The sequence below is a fragment of the Cytobacillus sp. SAFR-174 genome (assembly GCF_051964675.1).
GTDB lineage: Bacteria > Bacillota > Bacilli > Bacillales > Cytobacillaceae > Cytobacillus.
This window is the reverse complement of sequence record NZ_JBQCMZ010000004.1, coordinates 194,268-212,645: the sequence shown is the minus strand read 5'-3', so window position 1 is coordinate 212,645 and position 18,378 is coordinate 194,268. Positions and strand designations below refer to the sequence as shown.

20 protein-coding genes are annotated in these 18,378 nt (G+C 45.4%); 15 read left to right on the top strand and 5 right to left on the bottom strand.

The genetic code is table 11. The features are described from left to right. Positions 1–54 precede the first annotated feature (54 nt). Positions 55–1,239 (top strand): multidrug efflux MFS transporter NorA, encoded by a 1,185-nt coding sequence (gene norA, locus ACTHRG_RS06340; RefSeq protein ID WP_076257740.1) that lies wholly within the window; start codon positions 55–57, stop codon positions 1,237–1,239. Positions 1,240–1,277: 38 nt separating this feature from the next. Here the strand turns inward: norA and ACTHRG_RS06335 are convergent, their stop codons facing one another. Next, complete coding sequence (locus ACTHRG_RS06335) at positions 1,278–1,427, bottom strand: hypothetical protein (protein ID WP_175609073.1); 150 nt, start codon at positions 1,425–1,427, stop codon at positions 1,278–1,280. Positions 1,428–1,766: 339 nt separating this feature from the next. On the opposite strand from ACTHRG_RS06335, the gene ACTHRG_RS06330 reads away from it, so the two are divergent. The 6 genes from ACTHRG_RS06330 to ACTHRG_RS06305 all read left to right on the top strand — a co-directional run bounded on the left by ACTHRG_RS06330 (position 1,767) and on the right by ACTHRG_RS06305 (position 6,646). Continuing rightward, positions 1,767–2,519 carry a GNAT family N-acetyltransferase gene (locus tag ACTHRG_RS06330; RefSeq protein WP_076257810.1) on the top strand — a complete coding sequence of 251 codons (753 nt, stop codon included), beginning with the start codon at positions 1,767–1,769 and terminating at the stop codon, positions 2,517–2,519. A gap of 56 nt (positions 2,520–2,575) precedes the next feature. Further along, positions 2,576–2,953 carry a VOC family protein gene (locus tag ACTHRG_RS06325; protein ID WP_076257739.1) on the top strand — a complete coding sequence of 126 codons (378 nt, stop codon included), beginning with the start codon at positions 2,576–2,578 and terminating at the stop codon, positions 2,951–2,953. A 180-nt stretch (positions 2,954–3,133) separates the two neighbouring features. Next, on the top strand, positions 3,134–3,574 hold the full coding sequence (locus ACTHRG_RS06320; RefSeq protein ID WP_076257738.1) for a GreA/GreB family elongation factor: 441 nt from the start codon (positions 3,134–3,136) through the stop codon (positions 3,572–3,574). A gap of 171 nt (positions 3,575–3,745) precedes the next feature. Continuing rightward, positions 3,746–4,867: an NADH-dependent flavin oxidoreductase gene (locus ACTHRG_RS06315; RefSeq protein ID WP_076257737.1), complete on the top strand. Its 1,122-nt coding sequence runs from the start codon at positions 3,746–3,748 to the stop codon at positions 4,865–4,867. A 194-nt stretch (positions 4,868–5,061) separates the two neighbouring features. Then, positions 5,062–5,529: an NUDIX hydrolase gene (locus ACTHRG_RS06310; RefSeq protein WP_076257736.1), complete on the top strand. Its 468-nt coding sequence runs from the start codon at positions 5,062–5,064 to the stop codon at positions 5,527–5,529. 325 nt (positions 5,530–5,854) lie between these two features. Beyond that, a complete protein-coding gene (locus tag ACTHRG_RS06305) occupies positions 5,855–6,646 on the top strand; it encodes a phosphotransferase (RefSeq protein WP_076257809.1) in 792 nt (263 codons plus the stop codon). Between the two features lie 115 nt (positions 6,647–6,761). Here ACTHRG_RS06305 and ACTHRG_RS06300 read toward each other — a convergent pair whose 3' ends face one another. Beyond that, positions 6,762–7,379 (bottom strand): TetR/AcrR family transcriptional regulator, encoded by a 618-nt coding sequence (locus tag ACTHRG_RS06300; protein WP_076257735.1) that lies wholly within the window; start codon positions 7,377–7,379, stop codon positions 6,762–6,764. 114 nt (positions 7,380–7,493) lie between these two features. Between ACTHRG_RS06300 and kynU the strand changes: the two genes are divergently transcribed. The 6 genes from kynU (at position 7,494) to ACTHRG_RS06270 (ending at position 13,599) form a co-directional block, all read left to right on the top strand. Next, entirely contained in the window at positions 7,494–8,762 is a 1,269-nt protein-coding gene (gene kynU, locus ACTHRG_RS06295) for a kynureninase (RefSeq protein WP_076257734.1), read from the top strand. After that, positions 8,759–9,388 (top strand): arylformamidase, encoded by a 630-nt coding sequence (gene kynB, locus ACTHRG_RS06290; protein WP_076257733.1) that lies wholly within the window; start codon positions 8,759–8,761, stop codon positions 9,386–9,388. Before kynU ends, kynB begins: the two co-directional genes overlap by 4 nt. Before the next feature lie 72 nt (positions 9,389–9,460). Continuing rightward, positions 9,461–10,315, top strand: a complete 855-nt coding sequence (gene kynA / locus ACTHRG_RS06285) for a tryptophan 2,3-dioxygenase (protein WP_175609072.1) — start codon at positions 9,461–9,463, stop codon at positions 10,313–10,315. A gap of 247 nt (positions 10,316–10,562) precedes the next feature. Next, a complete protein-coding gene (locus ACTHRG_RS06280; protein WP_076257732.1) occupies positions 10,563–11,906 on the top strand; it encodes a sodium-dependent transporter in 1,344 nt (447 codons plus the stop codon). 198 nt (positions 11,907–12,104) lie between these two features. Then, a complete protein-coding gene (locus ACTHRG_RS06275; protein WP_076257807.1) occupies positions 12,105–12,944 on the top strand; it encodes an STAS domain-containing protein in 840 nt (279 codons plus the stop codon). 67 nt (positions 12,945–13,011) lie between these two features. Then, on the top strand, positions 13,012–13,599 hold the full coding sequence (locus ACTHRG_RS06270) for a class I SAM-dependent methyltransferase (RefSeq protein ID WP_076257731.1): 588 nt from the start codon (positions 13,012–13,014) through the stop codon (positions 13,597–13,599). Between the two features lie 37 nt (positions 13,600–13,636). On the opposite strand, the gene ACTHRG_RS06265 is transcribed toward ACTHRG_RS06270, so the two are convergent. Both ACTHRG_RS06265 and htpX read right to left on the bottom strand, forming a co-directional pair. After that, positions 13,637–13,870 (bottom strand): DUF378 domain-containing protein, encoded by a 234-nt coding sequence (locus ACTHRG_RS06265; protein ID WP_076257730.1) that lies wholly within the window; start codon positions 13,868–13,870, stop codon positions 13,637–13,639. 283 nt (positions 13,871–14,153) lie between these two features. Further along, the gene (htpX, locus tag ACTHRG_RS06260) at positions 14,154–15,035 is read right to left on the bottom strand and encodes a protease HtpX (protein ID WP_076257729.1); all 882 of its coding nucleotides are present in this window, start codon (positions 15,033–15,035) and stop codon (positions 14,154–14,156) included. 178 nt (positions 15,036–15,213) lie between these two features. Between htpX and ACTHRG_RS06255 the strand changes: the two genes are divergently transcribed. Together ACTHRG_RS06255 and ACTHRG_RS06250 are read left to right on the top strand one after the other, a co-directional pair. Next, positions 15,214–15,945 (top strand): DUF1836 domain-containing protein, encoded by a 732-nt coding sequence (locus ACTHRG_RS06255; protein ID WP_076257728.1) that lies wholly within the window; start codon positions 15,214–15,216, stop codon positions 15,943–15,945. Positions 15,946–16,117: 172 nt separating this feature from the next. Next, complete coding sequence (locus ACTHRG_RS06250; protein WP_076257727.1) at positions 16,118–17,425, top strand: uracil/xanthine transporter; 1,308 nt, start codon at positions 16,118–16,120, stop codon at positions 17,423–17,425. A 27-nt stretch (positions 17,426–17,452) separates the two neighbouring features. On the opposite strand, the gene ACTHRG_RS06245 is transcribed toward ACTHRG_RS06250, so the two are convergent. Beyond that, positions 17,453–18,331 carry an aminoglycoside 6-adenylyltransferase gene (locus tag ACTHRG_RS06245; protein ID WP_076257726.1) on the bottom strand — a complete coding sequence of 293 codons (879 nt, stop codon included), beginning with the start codon at positions 18,329–18,331 and terminating at the stop codon, positions 17,453–17,455. Between the last annotated feature and the right edge of the window lie 47 nt (positions 18,332–18,378).

Below are 18,378 nucleotides of genomic sequence, written 5' to 3'. Positions count from 1 at the left end.
GATAGATCGTATATATAAATCAAGTTTGACTGTTTTGTAAGGAGCCTGATATAGATGAAAACACAAAAAATCACATTAGGATTATTATTGACGAATTTATTCATTGCCTTTCTGGGAATCGGCCTGGTCATTCCTGTCCTGCCAACGCTGATGAATGATTTGGGCATAACGGGCACAACGATCGGCTATTTGACAGCCGCATTTGCATTGGCCCAGCTGATTGTTTCCCCGTTTGCAGGGAGGGCAGCCGATAAATGGGGCAGGAAAATCATGATTGTCACCGGCCTGTTTATTTTCGGCCTATCAGAATTCTTATTCGGGATCGGCAAAGAAATCGAGGTTCTGTTCTTTTCTCGCATCTTAGGCGGAATTAGTGCGGCCTTTATTATGCCGGCCGTTACAGCGTTTATTGCGGATATTACCACGACTGAAACCCGCCCGAAGGCACTCGGGTATATGTCAGCGGCCATCAGCACCGGATTTATCATCGGCCCAGGCATCGGTGGATTTTTAGCAGAGTTCGGAACGCGGATGCCATTTTTCTTTGCAGGGGGACTTGGTGCACTTGCAGCGGTGCTTTCCCTAATTTTATTAACAGAGCCTGAGCGCAATGAGGAATATAATGAAGGAGCCGAAGCAGGAAAGAGCGGCTTCAGGCGTGTAATGGAGCCAAAGTATCTCCTTGCCTTTATTCTGATTTTTATTGCCTCATTCGGGCTTGCCGCTTTTGAATCCTTCTTTAGTTTATTTGTGGATCACAAGTTTGCGTTCAAACCATCGGATATTGCTATTGTTATAACGGGCGGAGCCATTTTTGGCGCAGTATCGCAAATCCTGCTATTTGACCGCCTTACCCGCATCTGGGGCGAAATCAAACTGATCCGCTACAGCTTACTATTATCCGGCCTGCTTGTGTTTTTAATGACCGTTGTTCATTCCTATTTTGCGATCCTGCTTGTAACCTTCATTGTTTTTGTGGGATTTGATTTATTCCGTCCGGCTATCACTTCCTATCTTTCCAATATCGCCGGCAATGAACAGGGCTTTGTGGGCGGAATGAATTCGATGTTTACAAGCCTCGCGAATATCAGCGGACCTATTATAGGAGGGATGCTGTTTGATATCGATATTAACTACCCTTACTATTTCGCAGCTATCGTCACCGCATTGGGGATCGGTCTAACCCTGATGTGGAAAAAGCCTGCAGAAAAGGCATCCAAAGTGGTGAAGGCAATCTAAAAAGAGTGAATTAACGTCTAATTCACTCTTGCCCGTCATTATTGTTTAGCTTCATTTTCCGGGTAGGGCTGACCGTACCCTTCCACATGCCCGGCACGTTCTTTTTCATATTCTGATCCTGAACCCTGCCGGTTGACTGCTGCGGAATTTGTTTTCTGTTTCTCTGATTTATTGTTCTGACGCGTCAAATCCTTCACCTCCCATACACAATTAGAGTGCTTAAAATTTGGAAAAGTATTCATAGCGGGCCCGCTCTCCCTGTTCGGACAGTACAAAGGGAAATCGGTGTGTGTCCGAAGCCAAACTAAAAGAGGGAAAGCAGTGGGAAGAGTCTGAACATGGATCAACTTCGGACACAAGAAGCGCGAATACAAGAGAACAACCAGTCTAAATCTAACGTTCCTGCAAAAACAGGAGCGTTTTTTCTTGCAGAAAGAGCAGATAGTCTGAATTTGAAAAGGAAAAATAATACAAAAGGGAGAAGTAATAGGATAGAAAAGGGAGTGGTTGTATTGGCAGATGTACGAATGGCTGAGTGCGATGCCGAAATCTTGGAAGGGGCGGGGAGCTTTTGTCTTAGAAGCAAAAAGAATTCGCTGGGGTACATAAATAAAAATAAATGGCTGAACGACCGGTTCGAGGAAGGACTAAAGTATGTACAGCTTTTCGAAGGGGATAAACAGGCAGGCTTTATTGAATACACGGACGCTGCGTTTTCTTCAAGAGTTGTTCATGCGGATAACTATCTGGTCATTCATTGCCTGTGGGTAAGTGAGACAGGAAAAGGGTACGGCTCCAGACTGATCCGCAAATGTCTAGAAGATGCGCAAATTAATGCGAAGCAGGGTGTGCTGGTGGTGACAAATCCAGATACCTCGTGGACACCCGGCAAAGAGATTTTTCTCAAGAATGGGTTTCGATTGGCGGATACAGCACCTTATCAGTTTGAGCTGCTTGTTTATCAATTTGATCCCGGCAGACTGCTGCCGCTCTTTCCTGACAACTGGGATGAAAGAATAAATAAATTCCACGGCCTGACCATCCTGCGTTCTTTTCAGTGCCCTTACGTTGACATTGCAGCAGAAAATATCATTGAAGCAGCCGATAAATTAGGCATCCCTGTTAGTATCATTAATTTTAAAAACAGAAAAGAATTAATGGACTTATCACCGACTCCTTATGGTGTCTATTCAGTTGTCTTTAAGGGGAAACTCGTCTCCTTCCATCGGTTGACGGTTCACTCGGCCATGAAGCGGCTGAAGGAATTAATGCAGCACTAATAATAAGCATGAGTATTGATGGTAAATATCATTCAAATTTAAAAGGAGAGATTCTAATGAGCAAACCGCTGCTAAAAGGCGTGGAAGGAATTTTTATACCGGTAAAAAACCCTGAGCATTCAGCAGGCTGGTATGAAGAAATACTGGGATTTCAGCTGATTTACATGGAAAAAGAGGCAGCTGTCATGCGGATTGGGGAACAGGCGCAAACTGTCGTCTGCCTTGTCAGAACCAGTCCTCATCAGCCGATGAAGTTTCCGGAAAATCAGTTTGGCGTGGGGAAATATTATAACTTCATTCCGGAAGATATTGAAGAAACTCATAAGCTTTTACTTGAGAAAGGTGTAAACGTGAATCCAATTGGCGGAGAAGGGACTACGAAATTTTTTACATTCTTTGATCCTGATGGGAATCCGCTCGGGGTTTGCCAATGATCGCATAAGTTAGCTGGCTTTTCAGGTATCTATATGCTATGTTGTAAATATATAGTAGACCTTTCTTTTTCAAATGGGAAAGGTCTGCTTTTTATATATTCAAAAAGGATGGTGCATGGAAAATGACAGAAAAATTGATGTTTTGCAGGGTGTTTGATCCGAGCAGGGGGGTTATCTATTATGAACCATAGTCTTGAAGCTCTCACTGAAAAAGAATTCTTTATTAAACAGCTGACGTATATTGATGAAAATCATCAGGACTTGAATGGCCTTTACCTTTCTTCCACTCCGCTGAAGGAGAGAAGAAGGGATTTTCTCAGTATTTATGTAAGGGAAGTAGAGCAATACCTTGCTCTTTGTAATCAGGCGCCGGCGGAACAGCCTTTGCGGAAAGTATTGATTGGTACAAAGGTAACCGTATTGTTTGACGGGGAGGATGATCGGGAAGTTTATCATATTTGCCTCCCGGAAGAGTCAGACCCTGATAATGGCTGTATTTCGTTCCTGTCTCCGGTTGGCAGACAGCTTCTGTTGAAAAATTTGGGAGAGAAAACGTCACTCATGATCCCAAGCGGCCAACTGGATGTGATCATCGAGAATATATCCTGGGACCAGGAATAAGTCTTTAGCAGAGGGACAAGGGACCTGTCCCTCTGTTCCTTTGGGAACGCTGCGATTCAAATAATTGACTGCCTTAACTGTAACTTATAGTATTACAGTAAGTTTGATGCCAGTTTATTTTGTGTAAACATTAAACAAACTAGGTGTGAACGAAAAAAAGGAGTGACTTATATGAATCCAAGCTATAAACCACTAGTAGAATCATTGGAGTTAAAAAATAAGGTCGAAATAAAAAACAGGGTGGTCCTGGCGCCGATGACGAATTTCGCTTCCCATCCGGATGGAACCGTGTCAGATGCCGAGATCGATTATTATGTACGCCGCTCCAAAGGGGCCGGAATGGTGATTACGGCCTGTACAAATGTGACAGCCAACGGAAAAGGATTCCATGGTGAATTCGGCGGCGATCATGACGGGATGATTCCAAGTCTTTCAAGGCTGGCATCAAGCATTAAAGAGCAGGGTGCCAAAGCCATTTTGCAGATTTTCCATGGCGGGAGAGAATGTCCGCCAGAGCTCGTTCCAAATGGCGAAACAGTCAGTGCCAGTACGGTTGCATCTGAAGGAAGCAGCAATACGCCAAGAGCACTGACGGAAAAAGAAGTGGAGGAAATCATTGCCGCTTTCGGCGAGACTACCCGCCGGGCCATCGAGGCAGGCTATGATGGCGTTGAAATCCATGGCGCCAATGGCTACTTAATTCAGCAGTTCTTTTCTCCGCATTCAAATCGCCGTGAGGACCGATTCGGAGGCAGCCTTGAGAAACGCATGACGTTTCCTCTTGCTGTGGTAGATGCAGTCCAAAAAGCGGTAAAAGAGCATGCAAAGGAGCCATTCATTGTAGGATACCGTTTTTCTCCGGAAGAACCGACCGATCCAGGAATCACCATGGACGATACTCTTCAACTGGTGGATGTCCTGTCAGATAAAGGGCTGGACTACCTTCATGTCTCCCTGATGGACTTCTGGTCCAAACCGAGACGCGGGGCTGATGAAGCTAAGCCGAGAATACAGCATCTATTAGAAAAAATCAATAATCGCCTTCCGCTTATCGGAGTAGGGGCGATCCATACTCCTGATGAAGCTGTGAAAGCACTGGAAACAGGAGTGGCCATGGTCGCCCTTGGCCGCGAGCTGATTATGGAGCCGGATTGGGTGCTGAAGGTACAGGAAGGAAAAGAATCTGAAATTGCCGTCACATTATCTAAAAAGGACCAGGAAAAACTGGTTATCCCGGATCCGCTCTGGCAGGCAATTGTGAACACTCCGGGGTGGTTTCCGGTTGTGGATTAAGTAATTCGCATTTCGCGAGAGAAACAAAAGAGGGACTGCCATTTGCATATGGCAGTCCTTTTTGTGATAATGCTGCGGACCGCAGGGATTTTGCAGATGAAAAAAGGTATCCAGCACAAATTTCAAGAATATGTAAGGTGGGAGAAGGCGACAGGTTTATTGGCCTGTCATTGGAACAGAGGGGGCTAAGGAAAGTGGAATACTATAAATATCTCAGACAGTATGTAGGGCATAGACCCATTATTCTGCCGGGTTCAGTGGTCATTATTTTAAATGAGCGAAATGAAGTGTTATTGCAAAAAAGGCATGATGGCTGCTGGGGGCTGCCAGGCGGGCTGATGGATTTGGGGGAAAGCTTTGAAGAAACAGCAAAAAGAGAAGTCTTTGAAGAGACAGGATTGGCAGTGGAAAACCTGAAGCTGCTGAATGTATTTTCCGGTTCCGAGTACTACTTGAAAGTTCAAAATGGTGACGAACTTTATTCTGCAACAGCCCTATATTTTACGAAAAAAGTAAGTGGAGAGCTGAAGGCAGATTATAACGAGTCGTTAGAATTGCAGTATTTTGGGCTGTGTAACTTGCCGGATGGATTAACAGGTGAATACAGGGGTTTTATTGAGGAATATATTGATTATGAGAAAAGGATATCAGAATCGACCTGAAATAATTGAATAATCATAAAAGCAGATACCATTAGATTCCATTCTATGGTAAAGTCTATTCAAGAGATGTAAAGAAAGGGGAATCTATTTTACACATGTGGAATAACTTGAAATGATTCATTAATTGGATAGAGACAGGCGGCGGTCCTTGATTTGTAAGGGTGCGTTTATTTGTCTATCTGAAATCATTCAAGGGATACATGGTGTGGACAATTAAATTCCCATTGCCAAGCAGATGCCTTTCGCAGCTCTGCTTTTATTTTTGGGTAAAAATACATCTCTATTGACACAGCTGCTGGGTCCCTATATTATTGGGGGAATTTTAATGAAGAATCAAAACGAAGAGCTGCTGACAGGAGGGAATGTCTCTCGTGTCTATCGTTCCGGAGATACTGTCCGGCGTGAACTGAAGCCGGACAGTCCCAGAATTCACCGTTTATTAAAGCATTTGGAAAGCAAAGGTTTCAACTTTGCGCCAAAGTTTCTAGGAATGGATGACAAAGGCAGAGAAATTTTATCCTATATTGAAGGGGAAGCGGGCAATTACCCTTTAAAAGAATACATGTGGTCCAATGATGTTTTAAAACAAATAGCGAAGATGCTCCGGCACTATCATGATGCGGTGAGTGATTTTCCTATACCGAGTGAATGGAAGCCATTAGACAATACTCCAGATAACCAGGAGGTTGTCTGTCACAATGATTTTGCCATTTACAACATTATTTTTAATCACGAAAAGCCGGCAGGCATTATCGATTTTGACCTTGCGGCTCCCGGACCAAGACTATGGGACATAGCGTATGCTCTTTATACCTGCGTTCCATTAAGCAGGCATTATCATACCGAAACAGGCGAAGCCGTTCATTATAATCCACCTCTTGATGCCAGCCGCATAAGACAAAGAGTTAAGTTGTTTTTTGAATCCTACGGTATGGCGGAAATGGAAGAAGACTATGTGGAGATGGTATTGCTCCGGTTAGAAGGATTATGTCAGTACATGAAAAGAAAAGCCGGTGAGGGTGACGCTGCCTTTCAAAAAATGCTGGATGAAGGCCATTATGAACACTATCAAAAAGATATTGAATTCATTCGTCAGCACGGGAAAGAGTGGATCTAAGAAGCGGGACACGAAGCCTGTCCCTTCCGAAACGTTCGGAAGTAGTTTTGAAATTGAAAAAAGGTGTCTTTCCTAAGGGAGAGGCACCTTTTTTGCGTTGTCATTAATCCTCGCTTTATTCGTACAATCCGCCTGTATACATCCTCGTCAAGTTCACAATCACATCATCCATCTGATACTTCTCCTTGTTCATCACCAGCTCCCACATGAACATTTCATTCGAATAGAACCAGCCTCTCGCGGTGAGGGCCGGGTTAAGGTTCTCTTTGGCAAGCTTTTGTGACTGAGCGTAGCGGATGTCGACTGAAATCCGTTCGATGAAGCGTTCACGGATTCCGTACCATTTTTCCTCTATCTCAGGTGAGACGCCGATTGCCTCTTTTACGACCTTCATCATGTCCCGCTCATCCAAAGCCAACTGCAGGAACAGCCTCACCTGCTTTTTAATATTTTCATAGGCCTCTTCTTTGGCCTGCGGCTTAAAGGGCATCTCTGCCACTTCGTAAAACTGGTTCATAAGATCTTCCATTAATGTAATGAAAAGCTCGTCTTTATTTTTAAAATAGACGTATGCCGTACCATAGCCTGTTTTTGCTTTTTTGATCACTTGGGAGATGGTCGCTTTTTGAAATCCGTTTTCGAGAAAAACTTCTTTACCGGCCTGGAGAAGCTTTTGGCGTGTTTTCAGGGCCTGCTGCTGCCTCGCCGGCAATTGATCTATGGAATTATTCATCTATTTCATTCCCTTGTTTATTTTCTAATATTACTGACATTATATCATTGACATAGTGTCAATCAAACAATATAATTTTCGTAAATAATAAATATTCTGAAAGGTTGGAAATCTATGGATATAACAAAAGAGTATGCAGTCAGACTTGATGAACAAAATGACCTGTCCTGCCGGGAAGAGTTTTATATAAAAGAAGATGGAATTTATCTGGATGGCAATTCACTTGGCCTGCTTTCAAAACGTGCGGAGAAATCACTCCTTGACCTGCTGGATTCCTGGAAGAACCATGCCATTGACGGGTGGACAGAAGGGGATAATCCCTGGTTTTATCTATCTGAAAAACTGGGTAAAGAGCTTGCGCCAATCGTAGGGGCAAATCCGGAGGAAGTAGTTGTAAGCGGTTCCACAACCGTTAACCTTCACCAGCTAGTCTCCACTTTTTACAAGCCGGAAGGAAAAAGAACAAAGATACTGGCAGACGAGCTTAATTTTCCAAGTGATATTTATGCGCTGCAAAGCCAGGTGAAGCTGAAGGGCTATGATCCTGATGAGCATCTTGTCCGGGTGAAAAGTGCGGATGGACATACATTGAGAGAAGAAGACATTGTCGCGGCCATGACGGATGAAATCGCGCTGATTGTCCTGCCGGGTGTTTTATATCGAAGTGGCCAGGTGCTGGATATGGAGTATTTGACTGCTGAGGCTCATAAGCGCGGGATTGAAATTGGCTTTGATCTATGCCACTCGGTTGGATCTGTCCCCCATTCCCTGAGTGATTGGGATGTCGATTTCGCGTTCTGGTGCAACTATAAGCATCTGAATGGCGGTCCTGGTTCAACTGGCGGGCTGTTTGTGAACAAGCGCCACTTTGGACAGGTTCCGGGACTGGCAGGCTGGTTCAGCTCCCGCAAGGATAAGCAGTTTGATATGGAACATGTGCTGACTGCGGCTGAGGATGCAGGCGCCTACCAGATCGGTACGCCGAATATTTTCAGCATGGCGCCGATTATTGGCTCACTAAGCATGTTTAATGAAGTAGGCATGGAACGAATCCGTGAAAAATCTCTTCAGCTGACAGGCTATATGATCGAACTGATTCAGCAAGAGCTTGAAGGACATGGCCTTGTCCTGCGCAATCCGCTTGATGAAAAGAAGCGGGGCGGCCATATTTATCTGGAGCACCCGGAAGCAGCAAGGATCTGCAAGGCGCTGAAGGCAGAGGGAGTCATCCCGGATTTCCGGGCGCCGAATGGAATCCGACTGGCGCCGGTTGCGCTATACAACACGTTTGAAGATGTGTGGAAAACCGTGCAAATTCTAAAAGGCATCATGGAAGAGGAAAAATATAAGCAATTCGAAAATAAGCGGGGAGTTGTAGCATGACGAAAAAAGGGTGGATCGATATATCTCAGCCGCTCACAAACGGCATTGCCCATTGGCCGGGTGATACCCCTTTCAGCTATGAAACAGCTTTTACAAAAGAACAAACTGGCTCTGTCAATATCGGCCGGATTACGACCAGCCTGCATACGGGCACCCATGTCGATGCGCCGTTCCATTTTAATGATGAAGGCGAAAAAATCCTGGATCTGGACATTGAGCTGTATGTCGGACCAGCGAGGGTGATCGATGTATCTGGGTATGAAAAGGTGGACTCGGAGGTTCTGAAAAAGTTTGATCTCGAAGGCGCAGAACGTGTGCTGCTTAGGACCTCGGTTCCGAATGATTCGGAAGTGTTTCCGAATCGGATTCCTGAATTGACGGAGGATTTGGCAGACCACCTTGGCAGCAAAGGGGTGCGCCTGCTCGGAGTGGATGTGCCATCTGTCGATCAGCTCGACAGCAAAGAGATGGAAACGCATCATGCCTTATATCGGAATGGCATTCATATACTGGAAAACATCATGCTGGATGAGGTAGAAGAAGGAAATTATGAACTAATTGCCTTGCCGCTCCCGATCAAAGACGGAGACGGCAGCCCGGTGCGGGCGGTTATTCGCCCGATTTAGCCGACAGCATAACAGGTATCAATTTGTCCCGGAACTGGCTAATCAAATAACTAATTTCAAGGAGGAACCAACATGATCAACGAAAAACATCAGGACGTAAACGCAACAACCTCTGAAAAGAGCATCCATACAGACTTTACCAATAACATGACATACGGTGAATACCTTCAGCTTGATAAAATTCTATCCGCGCAAAACAGGCTTTCGGGCCATCATGATGAGATGCTGTTCATCGTCATCCACCAGGTGAGCGAGCTGTGGATGAAGCTGATTCTTCACGAAATGGGCGCAGCCATCCATTCAATTGAAAACAATGATTTATCCACAGCACAGAAAAGATTGTCGCGCGTTTCAAAGACGCAGTCGCAGATTATTCAGGCATGGGATGTACTGTCTACCATGACGCCGTCCGAATATATGGAGTTCCGCGATTCCCTTGGCCAGGCATCTGGCTTTCAATCCTACCAGTATCGTATGGTAGAATTTGCGTTAGGCTACAAAACCGAGCATGTCTTGAAAATCTATCAAAAAGATCCCGAGCTGCATGCGAGATTAACAGAAGCATTTGAAAGACCGGGCCTCTACGATGTAGCGATCCGCGCGCTTCATAAAGCCGGATTGCCAATTGATGAAGACATTCTGAACAGAGATGTAACCAGAACCTACAAAGAAAATGATTCTGTCCGCGACGCCTGGATGACTGTGTATAAAAATCCTGAAAAGTACTGGGAGTTATACGAGCTTGCGGAAAAACTTGTGGATATCGAAGACTGGCTCCAGCAGTGGCGCTTCCGCCATATGAAAACGGTCGAACGAATCATCGGCTTCAAAATGGGCACAGGCGGTTCATCCGGTGTCGGCTATCTGAAAAAAGTCCTGGACCAGCGCTTCTTCCCTGAACTTTGGGATATCCGTACAGAGCTGTAATCTCACGGGTAACTTCGTACACAACCAGCGAAAAAACGGTTGATAGAGTCAGAACCTGGTACAACTTCAGACACAGCCAGCGAAAAAACCGTTGGTAGAGTCAGAACTTGGTTTAACTTCGGACACAACCAGCGAGAAAACCGCGGTCAGAGTCAGAACCTGGTCCAAGTTCAGACACGACCAACGAAAAAACCGCAGTCAGAGTCCGAACCACCTATATAAATAGAAACTAAACAGGGGGGAAACTATGAGTACAAATCGAGAGCAATGGTCATCTAAATTCGGCTTTATCATGTCCTCGGCCGGTGCGGCGATTGGCCTGGGGGCCATCTGGAAGTTCCCATATGTAGCCGGTACAAGCGGCGGGGGCGCCTTTTTGCTGATGTTTATCGCATTTACAATTCTGGTGGGGCTGCCGATGCTCATTTCAGAATTTATTATCGGGCGGGGCGCACAGAAGGAAGCGGTGTCTGCCTATTATAAACTGGCGCCAAACAGCAAGTGGACGATTACCGGGAAGCTTGGGGTGATCGGCTGCTTCCTGCTGCTGAGCTTTTACTCAGTTGTTGGGGGCTGGGTACTGATTTACACAGTTCTGTCGATCGGCGGCCAAATCATCAAGCCGGGTGCAGCCTATCCGGAACTATTTGGCATGATCACTTCGACGCCAAGCTGGACACTAATGGGGCTGGCTGTGTTTCTTCTTATTAATATTGTCGTCATTACATTCGGAATTCAAAACGGGATTGAAGCTGCAAGTAAATACATGATGCCGCTATTATTCATCTTTTTTATCGTGCTTGTCATACGCGCTTTGACGCTGGATGGAGCAATGGAAGGGGTCAAGTTCTTCCTGAACCCGGACTTCAGTAAAATCACAGGCGAATCGGCACTCTATGCATTGGGACAATCATTCTTTGCATTAGCAGTCGGCTTTTCTTGTATGGTCACGTATAGCTCATACCTGGATAAGAAAGTCAGCATTCCATCATCAGCTGGATCTGTTGTCATTATGAACATCATCATCTCGGTCCTGGCTGGATTGGCGATTTTCCCGGTTGTCTTTGCATTCGGATTTGAACCGGCGGAAGGCCCGGGTCTGCTGTTCATGGTCCTGCCTGCTGTCTTTTCACAGATCCCATTAGGAGAAGTGTTCCTGGCGATCTTCCTGCTGCTTTTCTTATTTGCAACGCTGACATCATCGTTCAGCATGCTGGAAATCATCGTCTCCGCCTTCATCGAGAACGGAAAGCATTCACGGAAAAAAATCTCCTGGATCTCCGGCATAGTCATGTTTGCCGCCGGTATCCCTGCTGCGCTTTCATTCAGCCTGCTTGGAGACTTCACGATTTTCGGGAAAAATATTTTTGATTCAACCGACTACCTGGTCAGCAACATCCTGCTTCCGCTGGGCTGCCTGCTGATTGCCTTGTTTATTTCTTTTAGAATGGACAAAGGGCTTGTCAAAGAAGAGTTTCTGCTTGGCAGCGACATTTCGCCAGCCATGTACACCGCGTGGAGCATCCTGATGAAAGTAGTTGTTCCTGTTACGATTTTGGTTGTGTTCTTGAGCACATTAGGAGTTATTTAAAGAAGCGCCTATCCGGCGCTTTTTTACTTTTTTATGAAAAATTTAAATTTATGGTTTATGGGTAAAATAAAAAGGGTATTAACATTTAGGACTCTGCCATAAATAATAATGTGATCTTCACTATCAAATTCAATAGAAGGATTTTATTCGATTTAAACGAATTGTATAATATATAAGACAAGGGGGCGTATGTTTAAAATGGAAGCAACCTACAAAGAAACAAGCGATATTGCAGGATTTATTGTTGCGAATCGTGAAAACTTTCAGCACAAATTATTGTCAGAGGCTGTGAATGTAGCCTCTAAGATCAATGAAATTCTGCAAAGAGGGAATATTGATCTCTTAAAAAATGCCGAAAGATTGGCTTTATATGTTGCTGAAAATAGAGAAGATGAGCTGATTGCTTTTGCCAGGCAGGAAGGCGTGGCCTGGGCTGAGCATTCCCTGACGCTCTCTTTTAAACTGGAATGGGTGCAGGCGATCCGCCGGACTTTGTGGCACTTCCTGTTCCAGTATGACAGGATTAAAGGGCAGGACAAAGTGGCTGAAGATTTCTATGTTATGGAAAAAGAAGTCAATGATCATGTGGACCAATTTTTAAATAACTTCTTTATCAGCTACTCTGATTATAAAGATGAAATGCTTAAATCGCAGCGCAAACTGGTGGAGCATTTGTCCGTGCCGATTATTCCGGTCAGCACATCTGTCGCTGTACTGCCGCTGATTGGCATGATTGATTCATACCGGATTCAGACGATTGAAGAAAAAGTTCTCATGGATATCTCATCCATTAAAATCCAAACCTTAATCATGGACCTTTCCGGAATTGCCGACATGGAAGTTGATGTCATTGTCCACTTCAAAAAGATTTTGAGCGGAATACGAATGATGGGCTGTGATGCCGTCATTACCGGTCTGCGGGCAGAGCTTGTCCGCAAAATGATTCATGCTGGAGTTTCATTCCAAAAGCAGGCGGAAACAAAGGGAACTTTACAGCAGACCTTACGGGAATACTTAGTGATTGAACCTAAAAAATAGTACATATCTAACTGCCTGTTGCTGTCCTCATTGGATGGCAGCAGGCATTTTTTAAAAGGAGCCCGCTATGAAAGATTTTGATGAACGGCTGAATATCCATACACACGGCGACCAAAAAGGGTTCCATCATTCCTTACACTATCACCGCTATGAACCTACACCTTATGAGGGGCTGGAAAAACTGTTCAGTGAATACACGCTGAAAAGCAGTGACCGTCTCGTGGACTTCGGCTGCGGCAAGGGCCGGCTTCCGTTTTACATATACCATACCTTTCGGGCTTCCGCTGCAGGTGTGGAAATGAGTGAAGACTTTTACCGTGAGGCAATGAAAAATCTCCGGACTTACAAAGGGGAAAAAGCAGGAATCAGCTTTCATTGCATCCTGGCTCAGAAGTATGAAATCACTCCGCAGGACACTCATTTTTACTTTTTCAATCCATTTTCGGTGCAGATCTTTATGAAAGTTGTCAACAACATTCTCCGCTCAGCAGAAGAGAACCCGCGTGAAATGGATATTATTCTTTACTACCCTTCAGAAGATTATCTATTTTATCTGGAAAACAGCACCCCATTTGAGCTGATCAAAGAGGTGGTACTTATGGGTGATGAAAACGAGCGTTTTTTGGTCTATCGTTTCAATCAAACGTTTGATTGAAAAATCCCCCTTGCCTAAAGGCTGGAGGATTTTGATTTTATCGCACAGGCCTTGATTCTGGTTCTGTTTCATATTCACGATTTGGTTTAAAGAGGAGACCGAGATTGATCAAACCGGCGATTCCCACTAATCCATAGACTATTCTTGATAACACTGCATCCTGTCCTCCGAATAAGCTGGCAACTAAATCAAATTGGAAAAATCCAATTAATCCCCAATTAATGGCTCCTATAATCGTTAGTACAAGTGCAATACGCTGGAAACCGTTCATGTTCTTGTCCTCCTCAAAGTGAGTAATCATACAGCGTGCCAGCATCGGTACAAACCGTCACAGCCTTACTCCGATGCTTTTTCTGCTATATATTAGGGAGTTACCCTTTTATTGGGGGGGCAAACAACTTTTAGAGAGTTGGAGACCTAAATGAGGAAAAGACTCAGCGGGATACAGCCCTCCAGTTTGAGGAAAACATTCACAAAAATAAGGAAAAGCTATCCCGCAATAGGATAGCTTTGTTTTTTTGCGCTATGGAAAATCTGTTTAAGGCGCTTTTTAATTACTTCGCACTCAATCGTCTAATTCGCTCATCCAAATCAGGATGGGTCGAAAACAAGGAAGCTTTGCTTCTGTTATTAATTTTCAAAGTGGAAATCGCCGTCTGCTCTTCACCCTTGATGCGGCTGGAGTAGGCTTTCAGCTTCTGCAGGGCATGTGTCATTTTGTCTTTGCCGGCCAGGTCAGCACCGCCCCGATCCGCATGGAACTCACGGTGGCGGGAGTAGGCGAAGACGACAAGACTTCCAAGGATAGAAAAGGCGATCTGGAACACGATTACTGCGATGAAATGCACAATTGGCGCCATTTCTTCTCTGACAAAACGGGATGCCACCCAGGCTGCGATTCGAGCAAGGAAGACAACGAATGTGTTGACAACCCCCTGAAGAAGGGTCATGGTGACCATGTCTCCGTTCGCAATATGTGCCACCTCATGGGCGATGACCCCTTCAATGGCATCGTCGTCCATTTCCTGCAGCAATCCAGTTGAAACTGCCACAAGCGAGCGTTTTTTCGAAGGACCTGTCGCAAAAGCGTTCACTTCAGGAGAGTGATAAATTCCGACTTCCGGCATATGTGTTAAGCCTGCCGCTCTTGAAAGGCGGTGAACTTTCTCCACGATGTCCCGTTCAGCTCCTGAAAGGGCACCGTTCGGATCCAGCACCTGGACATTCATCATTTTCTTAGCCATCCAGCGGGACATCCACAAAGAAATGAAGGAGCCGGAGAAGCCAATGACCGCACTGAATACCAGCAATGCCCCGAAATCAATGCCGCCCTGGGCATTAATGTAATTACCTCCGCCAATCAGCGAGAAAATTATGCTGATTGTCAAAAGAACAAGCACGTTCGTCAATAAAAAGTAAAAAATACGTTTACCCATTTCCTCACCCTTTTTTATCTATTTTGAGTTCATATGAACTTTTCATCTGACTATATAATATAATTTTTCTATGAAAATGGCAAGCCATAACCAGGGCGAAACGGAAATAGACATTGACTGTCACCATGGAAACGATTAGGATGAAAGCATTGAATAGAGAACGCAGGGGCTGATTACCTTGGAATTATTCCAGCTATCAAGGAAAAGCATGGCTGATTTCCTGCTGTCGCTGAAGGGAGAAGGGGAGCTTTCGCCCAAACAAATCCTTCAGCAGGCATGGGCAGCCGCTCATGAAAAAAGAGGAGTTTCAACGGAAGCTTTTCTCGATACGAAAATGCCGGCGATATTTGAAAAATTGCTGCGGGCAGACTTGCAGAACATCGGTTTTTCCATCAATGAAATTGTCGCACTGGGAAACCAGATTGAATTTACCCATTTATCTTCTACGGCGGTGCAGAATTGGGTGAAGCGGGATGTGAAGAACCTGATTGGCAGTCCGCAGCTCGGCAAAAAATATTCAGTCGACCAGGCTGCCATGCTTTTTATCGTGGAGGATCTGAAAGCGACGCTCGATTTCGATTCTATCCGAAAGATTCTGGCTCTCCTTTTTAATGATCTCGATGACCGGTCAGACGATTTGATTGAGCCGATCCCATTTTATTCTGCTTACGCGGCTATTTTTGAACAAGCCCATCATCATAATATATTAGGCGAAAACATGCATGATGGCATTGAGAGATGTATCAAGCAGGAAGCTTTGCAGACATTGGAGAGCTTTCAGGATTTTACGGAGCAGCAGAAAGACATCGTCTCGAATATTCTTGTAACGGCCTCCCTCACCGTATTATCGGCCTACTACAAGTCGCTGACCAAGAAATATGTAACGGCTACCTTGTTTTTAAATGGGTAAGTCCGGAAAGAAAGCCCGCAATGGATTTGCGGGCTTTTCCTATTCGCTGCCGCTTTCTCCCAATTTCCACTTTTTCTCAAGACAAACTCAAAGAAATTTATAGGAATTTATACTATAATAATAGCTAGTTTATTTTTAGAGAAACGAAATAATAGAAAGAAGTGTTGGCAACTTGGATAAACGGTTTGGTACCGTGACGATATTTTCTTCTGTTCAATGGCTATTTTTCATTTTTGCAAATACCGTGATGGTCCCGATTTCAGTAGGAACCGTCTTCGGTCTTCCGGGTGAAACAATTGCGATGATGCTGAGAGCCTCGCTTATTTTTACGGGGCTGGCGACCATTTTTCAAGGCTGGAAAGGGCATCGCTATCCTCTCATGGAAGGCCATTCCGGCTTGCTGTGGGGTGTCATCCTGAACCTTGGCCTATCCGCATCTTCCCTTGGCATGAGTTTTACAGAAATCGGAGGCGGAATTGCGACAGGGGTGATGCTCGCTTCGGGTGTCACGCTGATTCTCGCAGCATTCAACGGCATTTCACTGCTGAAGTCAATCTTCAGTCCGATGGTGATGTCCGTTTATTTGTTTCTATTAACCTTCCAGCTGATTTTCATCTTTTTTAAAGGCATGATGAAGGTCGGCGAGCAGGGCACCATTGATGTGCCGATTACGCTTTATTCCTTCGCCCTCGTCATTTTTGTGAGTTTATTAAAATTAAAAGGGAACGCCCTCATCAGTAATTTTTCTATTTTAATAGGATTGCTGGCAGGCTGGATTGGCTATGATCTCCTGTTTCCCGGCGAAGCAGTACAGGGAACGGCATCCGGAGGTGTGAGCTTTACACTCTTTCCGCTGGGACAGCCTAACCTGGAAATCGGAATTGTGGCAGTAGCCTTCTTTGCGTGTCTGATGAACCTGAGCAACACAGTCGCTTCGATCAGTTCCGGGGACCGCCTGTTTAAAAAGGAATCCGGGAAACGCGAGTACCGCGGGTCGATTTTTATCACCTCGGTCTTCACCGTGATTGGAAGCGGTTTTGGTCTTGTACCTTATACACCATTCACCTCATCGATCGGGTTCCTGCAGAGTACGCGCGTATTGATGAGAACACCCTTCTTCATTGGGGGAGCGCTATTAACTGTAATTGGCCTGGTCCCGCACTTGGGCTCATGGCTCGCGGGCATGCCGGTAACAGTCGGGAACGCCGTGCTGTTTGTCGCGTATCTGCAGCTGTTCGGGACTGCTTTCAACAGCTTAAGCGGAAAAGTGTTCAACTCAGACACCATCTTCCGTTTAGCCGCACCCGTCCTGATCGGCATCAGTCTGATGAATACACCGTCTGCCGTGTTCGCGGAATTTCCTGTACTGATTCAGCCATTCATCTCAAACGGGCTGCTGATGGGCGTTCTGATCTCCATTCTGTTGGAAAAAATGGTGAACTGGTCTGCGTTTGAACAGCTGGAATTAAAGAACAACTAGAAAATCCCCTGAGCCCAGGGGATTTTTTTAATAGATGGATTGGGCGTCTGCAGGCAGACTGCGGACATGCTTTATGAATCCGGCCACACGCTTATCATCTTCAAAGGGGTACTCAAAGCCAAGTTTCTCCGCGACCTCAACAGCTGTATTTCTGAAAAGGGAGCACATGGTAAAAAGGGCATCCCAGATGTGTTCAAATTCGGCGTCTGAGTATGTAGCCTGAAACTGTTCCCATTCCCCGGCAGAAAGATAATCGGGCAGATACTTGCCGGCTTTGCCTGCGCTCTTTGTAAAATCGGCTGCGATGCCGGCCTTCCATTCCAGCATGGTTATCAGCACATTGCGGTTGATCTGCTCATGCATAAACATTGCGTAAGTCAGCTCCCTGCGCCAAAGCCCTTTGCTGATATTCATCGTAATCCACCAAAACTCATTGCACAGATCAGCAAACTCCTTCGCATCCGGCTTCTTAATGTGATAATCCCGATCACTGGCTGGCGGCAGGGGCCCAATCAGCCCATCCTTATCAAGAAGCAGCACACTCAGGCTGTCAGGCTCCAGCAGCTCATCCATCCTTTCAGCCGGAATCAGCGTCAGATCGATCCTGTTCCCGTCCACAAACTGCATCAGATAGGGGAAGCGGCCATGCCCATCGGCAGGCGGCAGCACCTTCTCCTCCGGCAACTGCATCATCACCCGCTCGCCAAACACATCCACCCAGCTATGATCACAGGTGAAGGACTCCATTTCCCTCACGATGTACACAATATCATAATCCTGAAAGATATCTTTCTTTACATTAGGATTCGCACGGGATCCATTCAAAATTACCGCGCGGACGCGCTCATCACCCTTGGCAGCTGTTAAAATCAGATTCATCATCTCGGTTTCGGTTCTTGACTTCATGGGGCCTCCTGATTGTTTGGTTAAGTTACCTTTTTAGGGGCGGATTC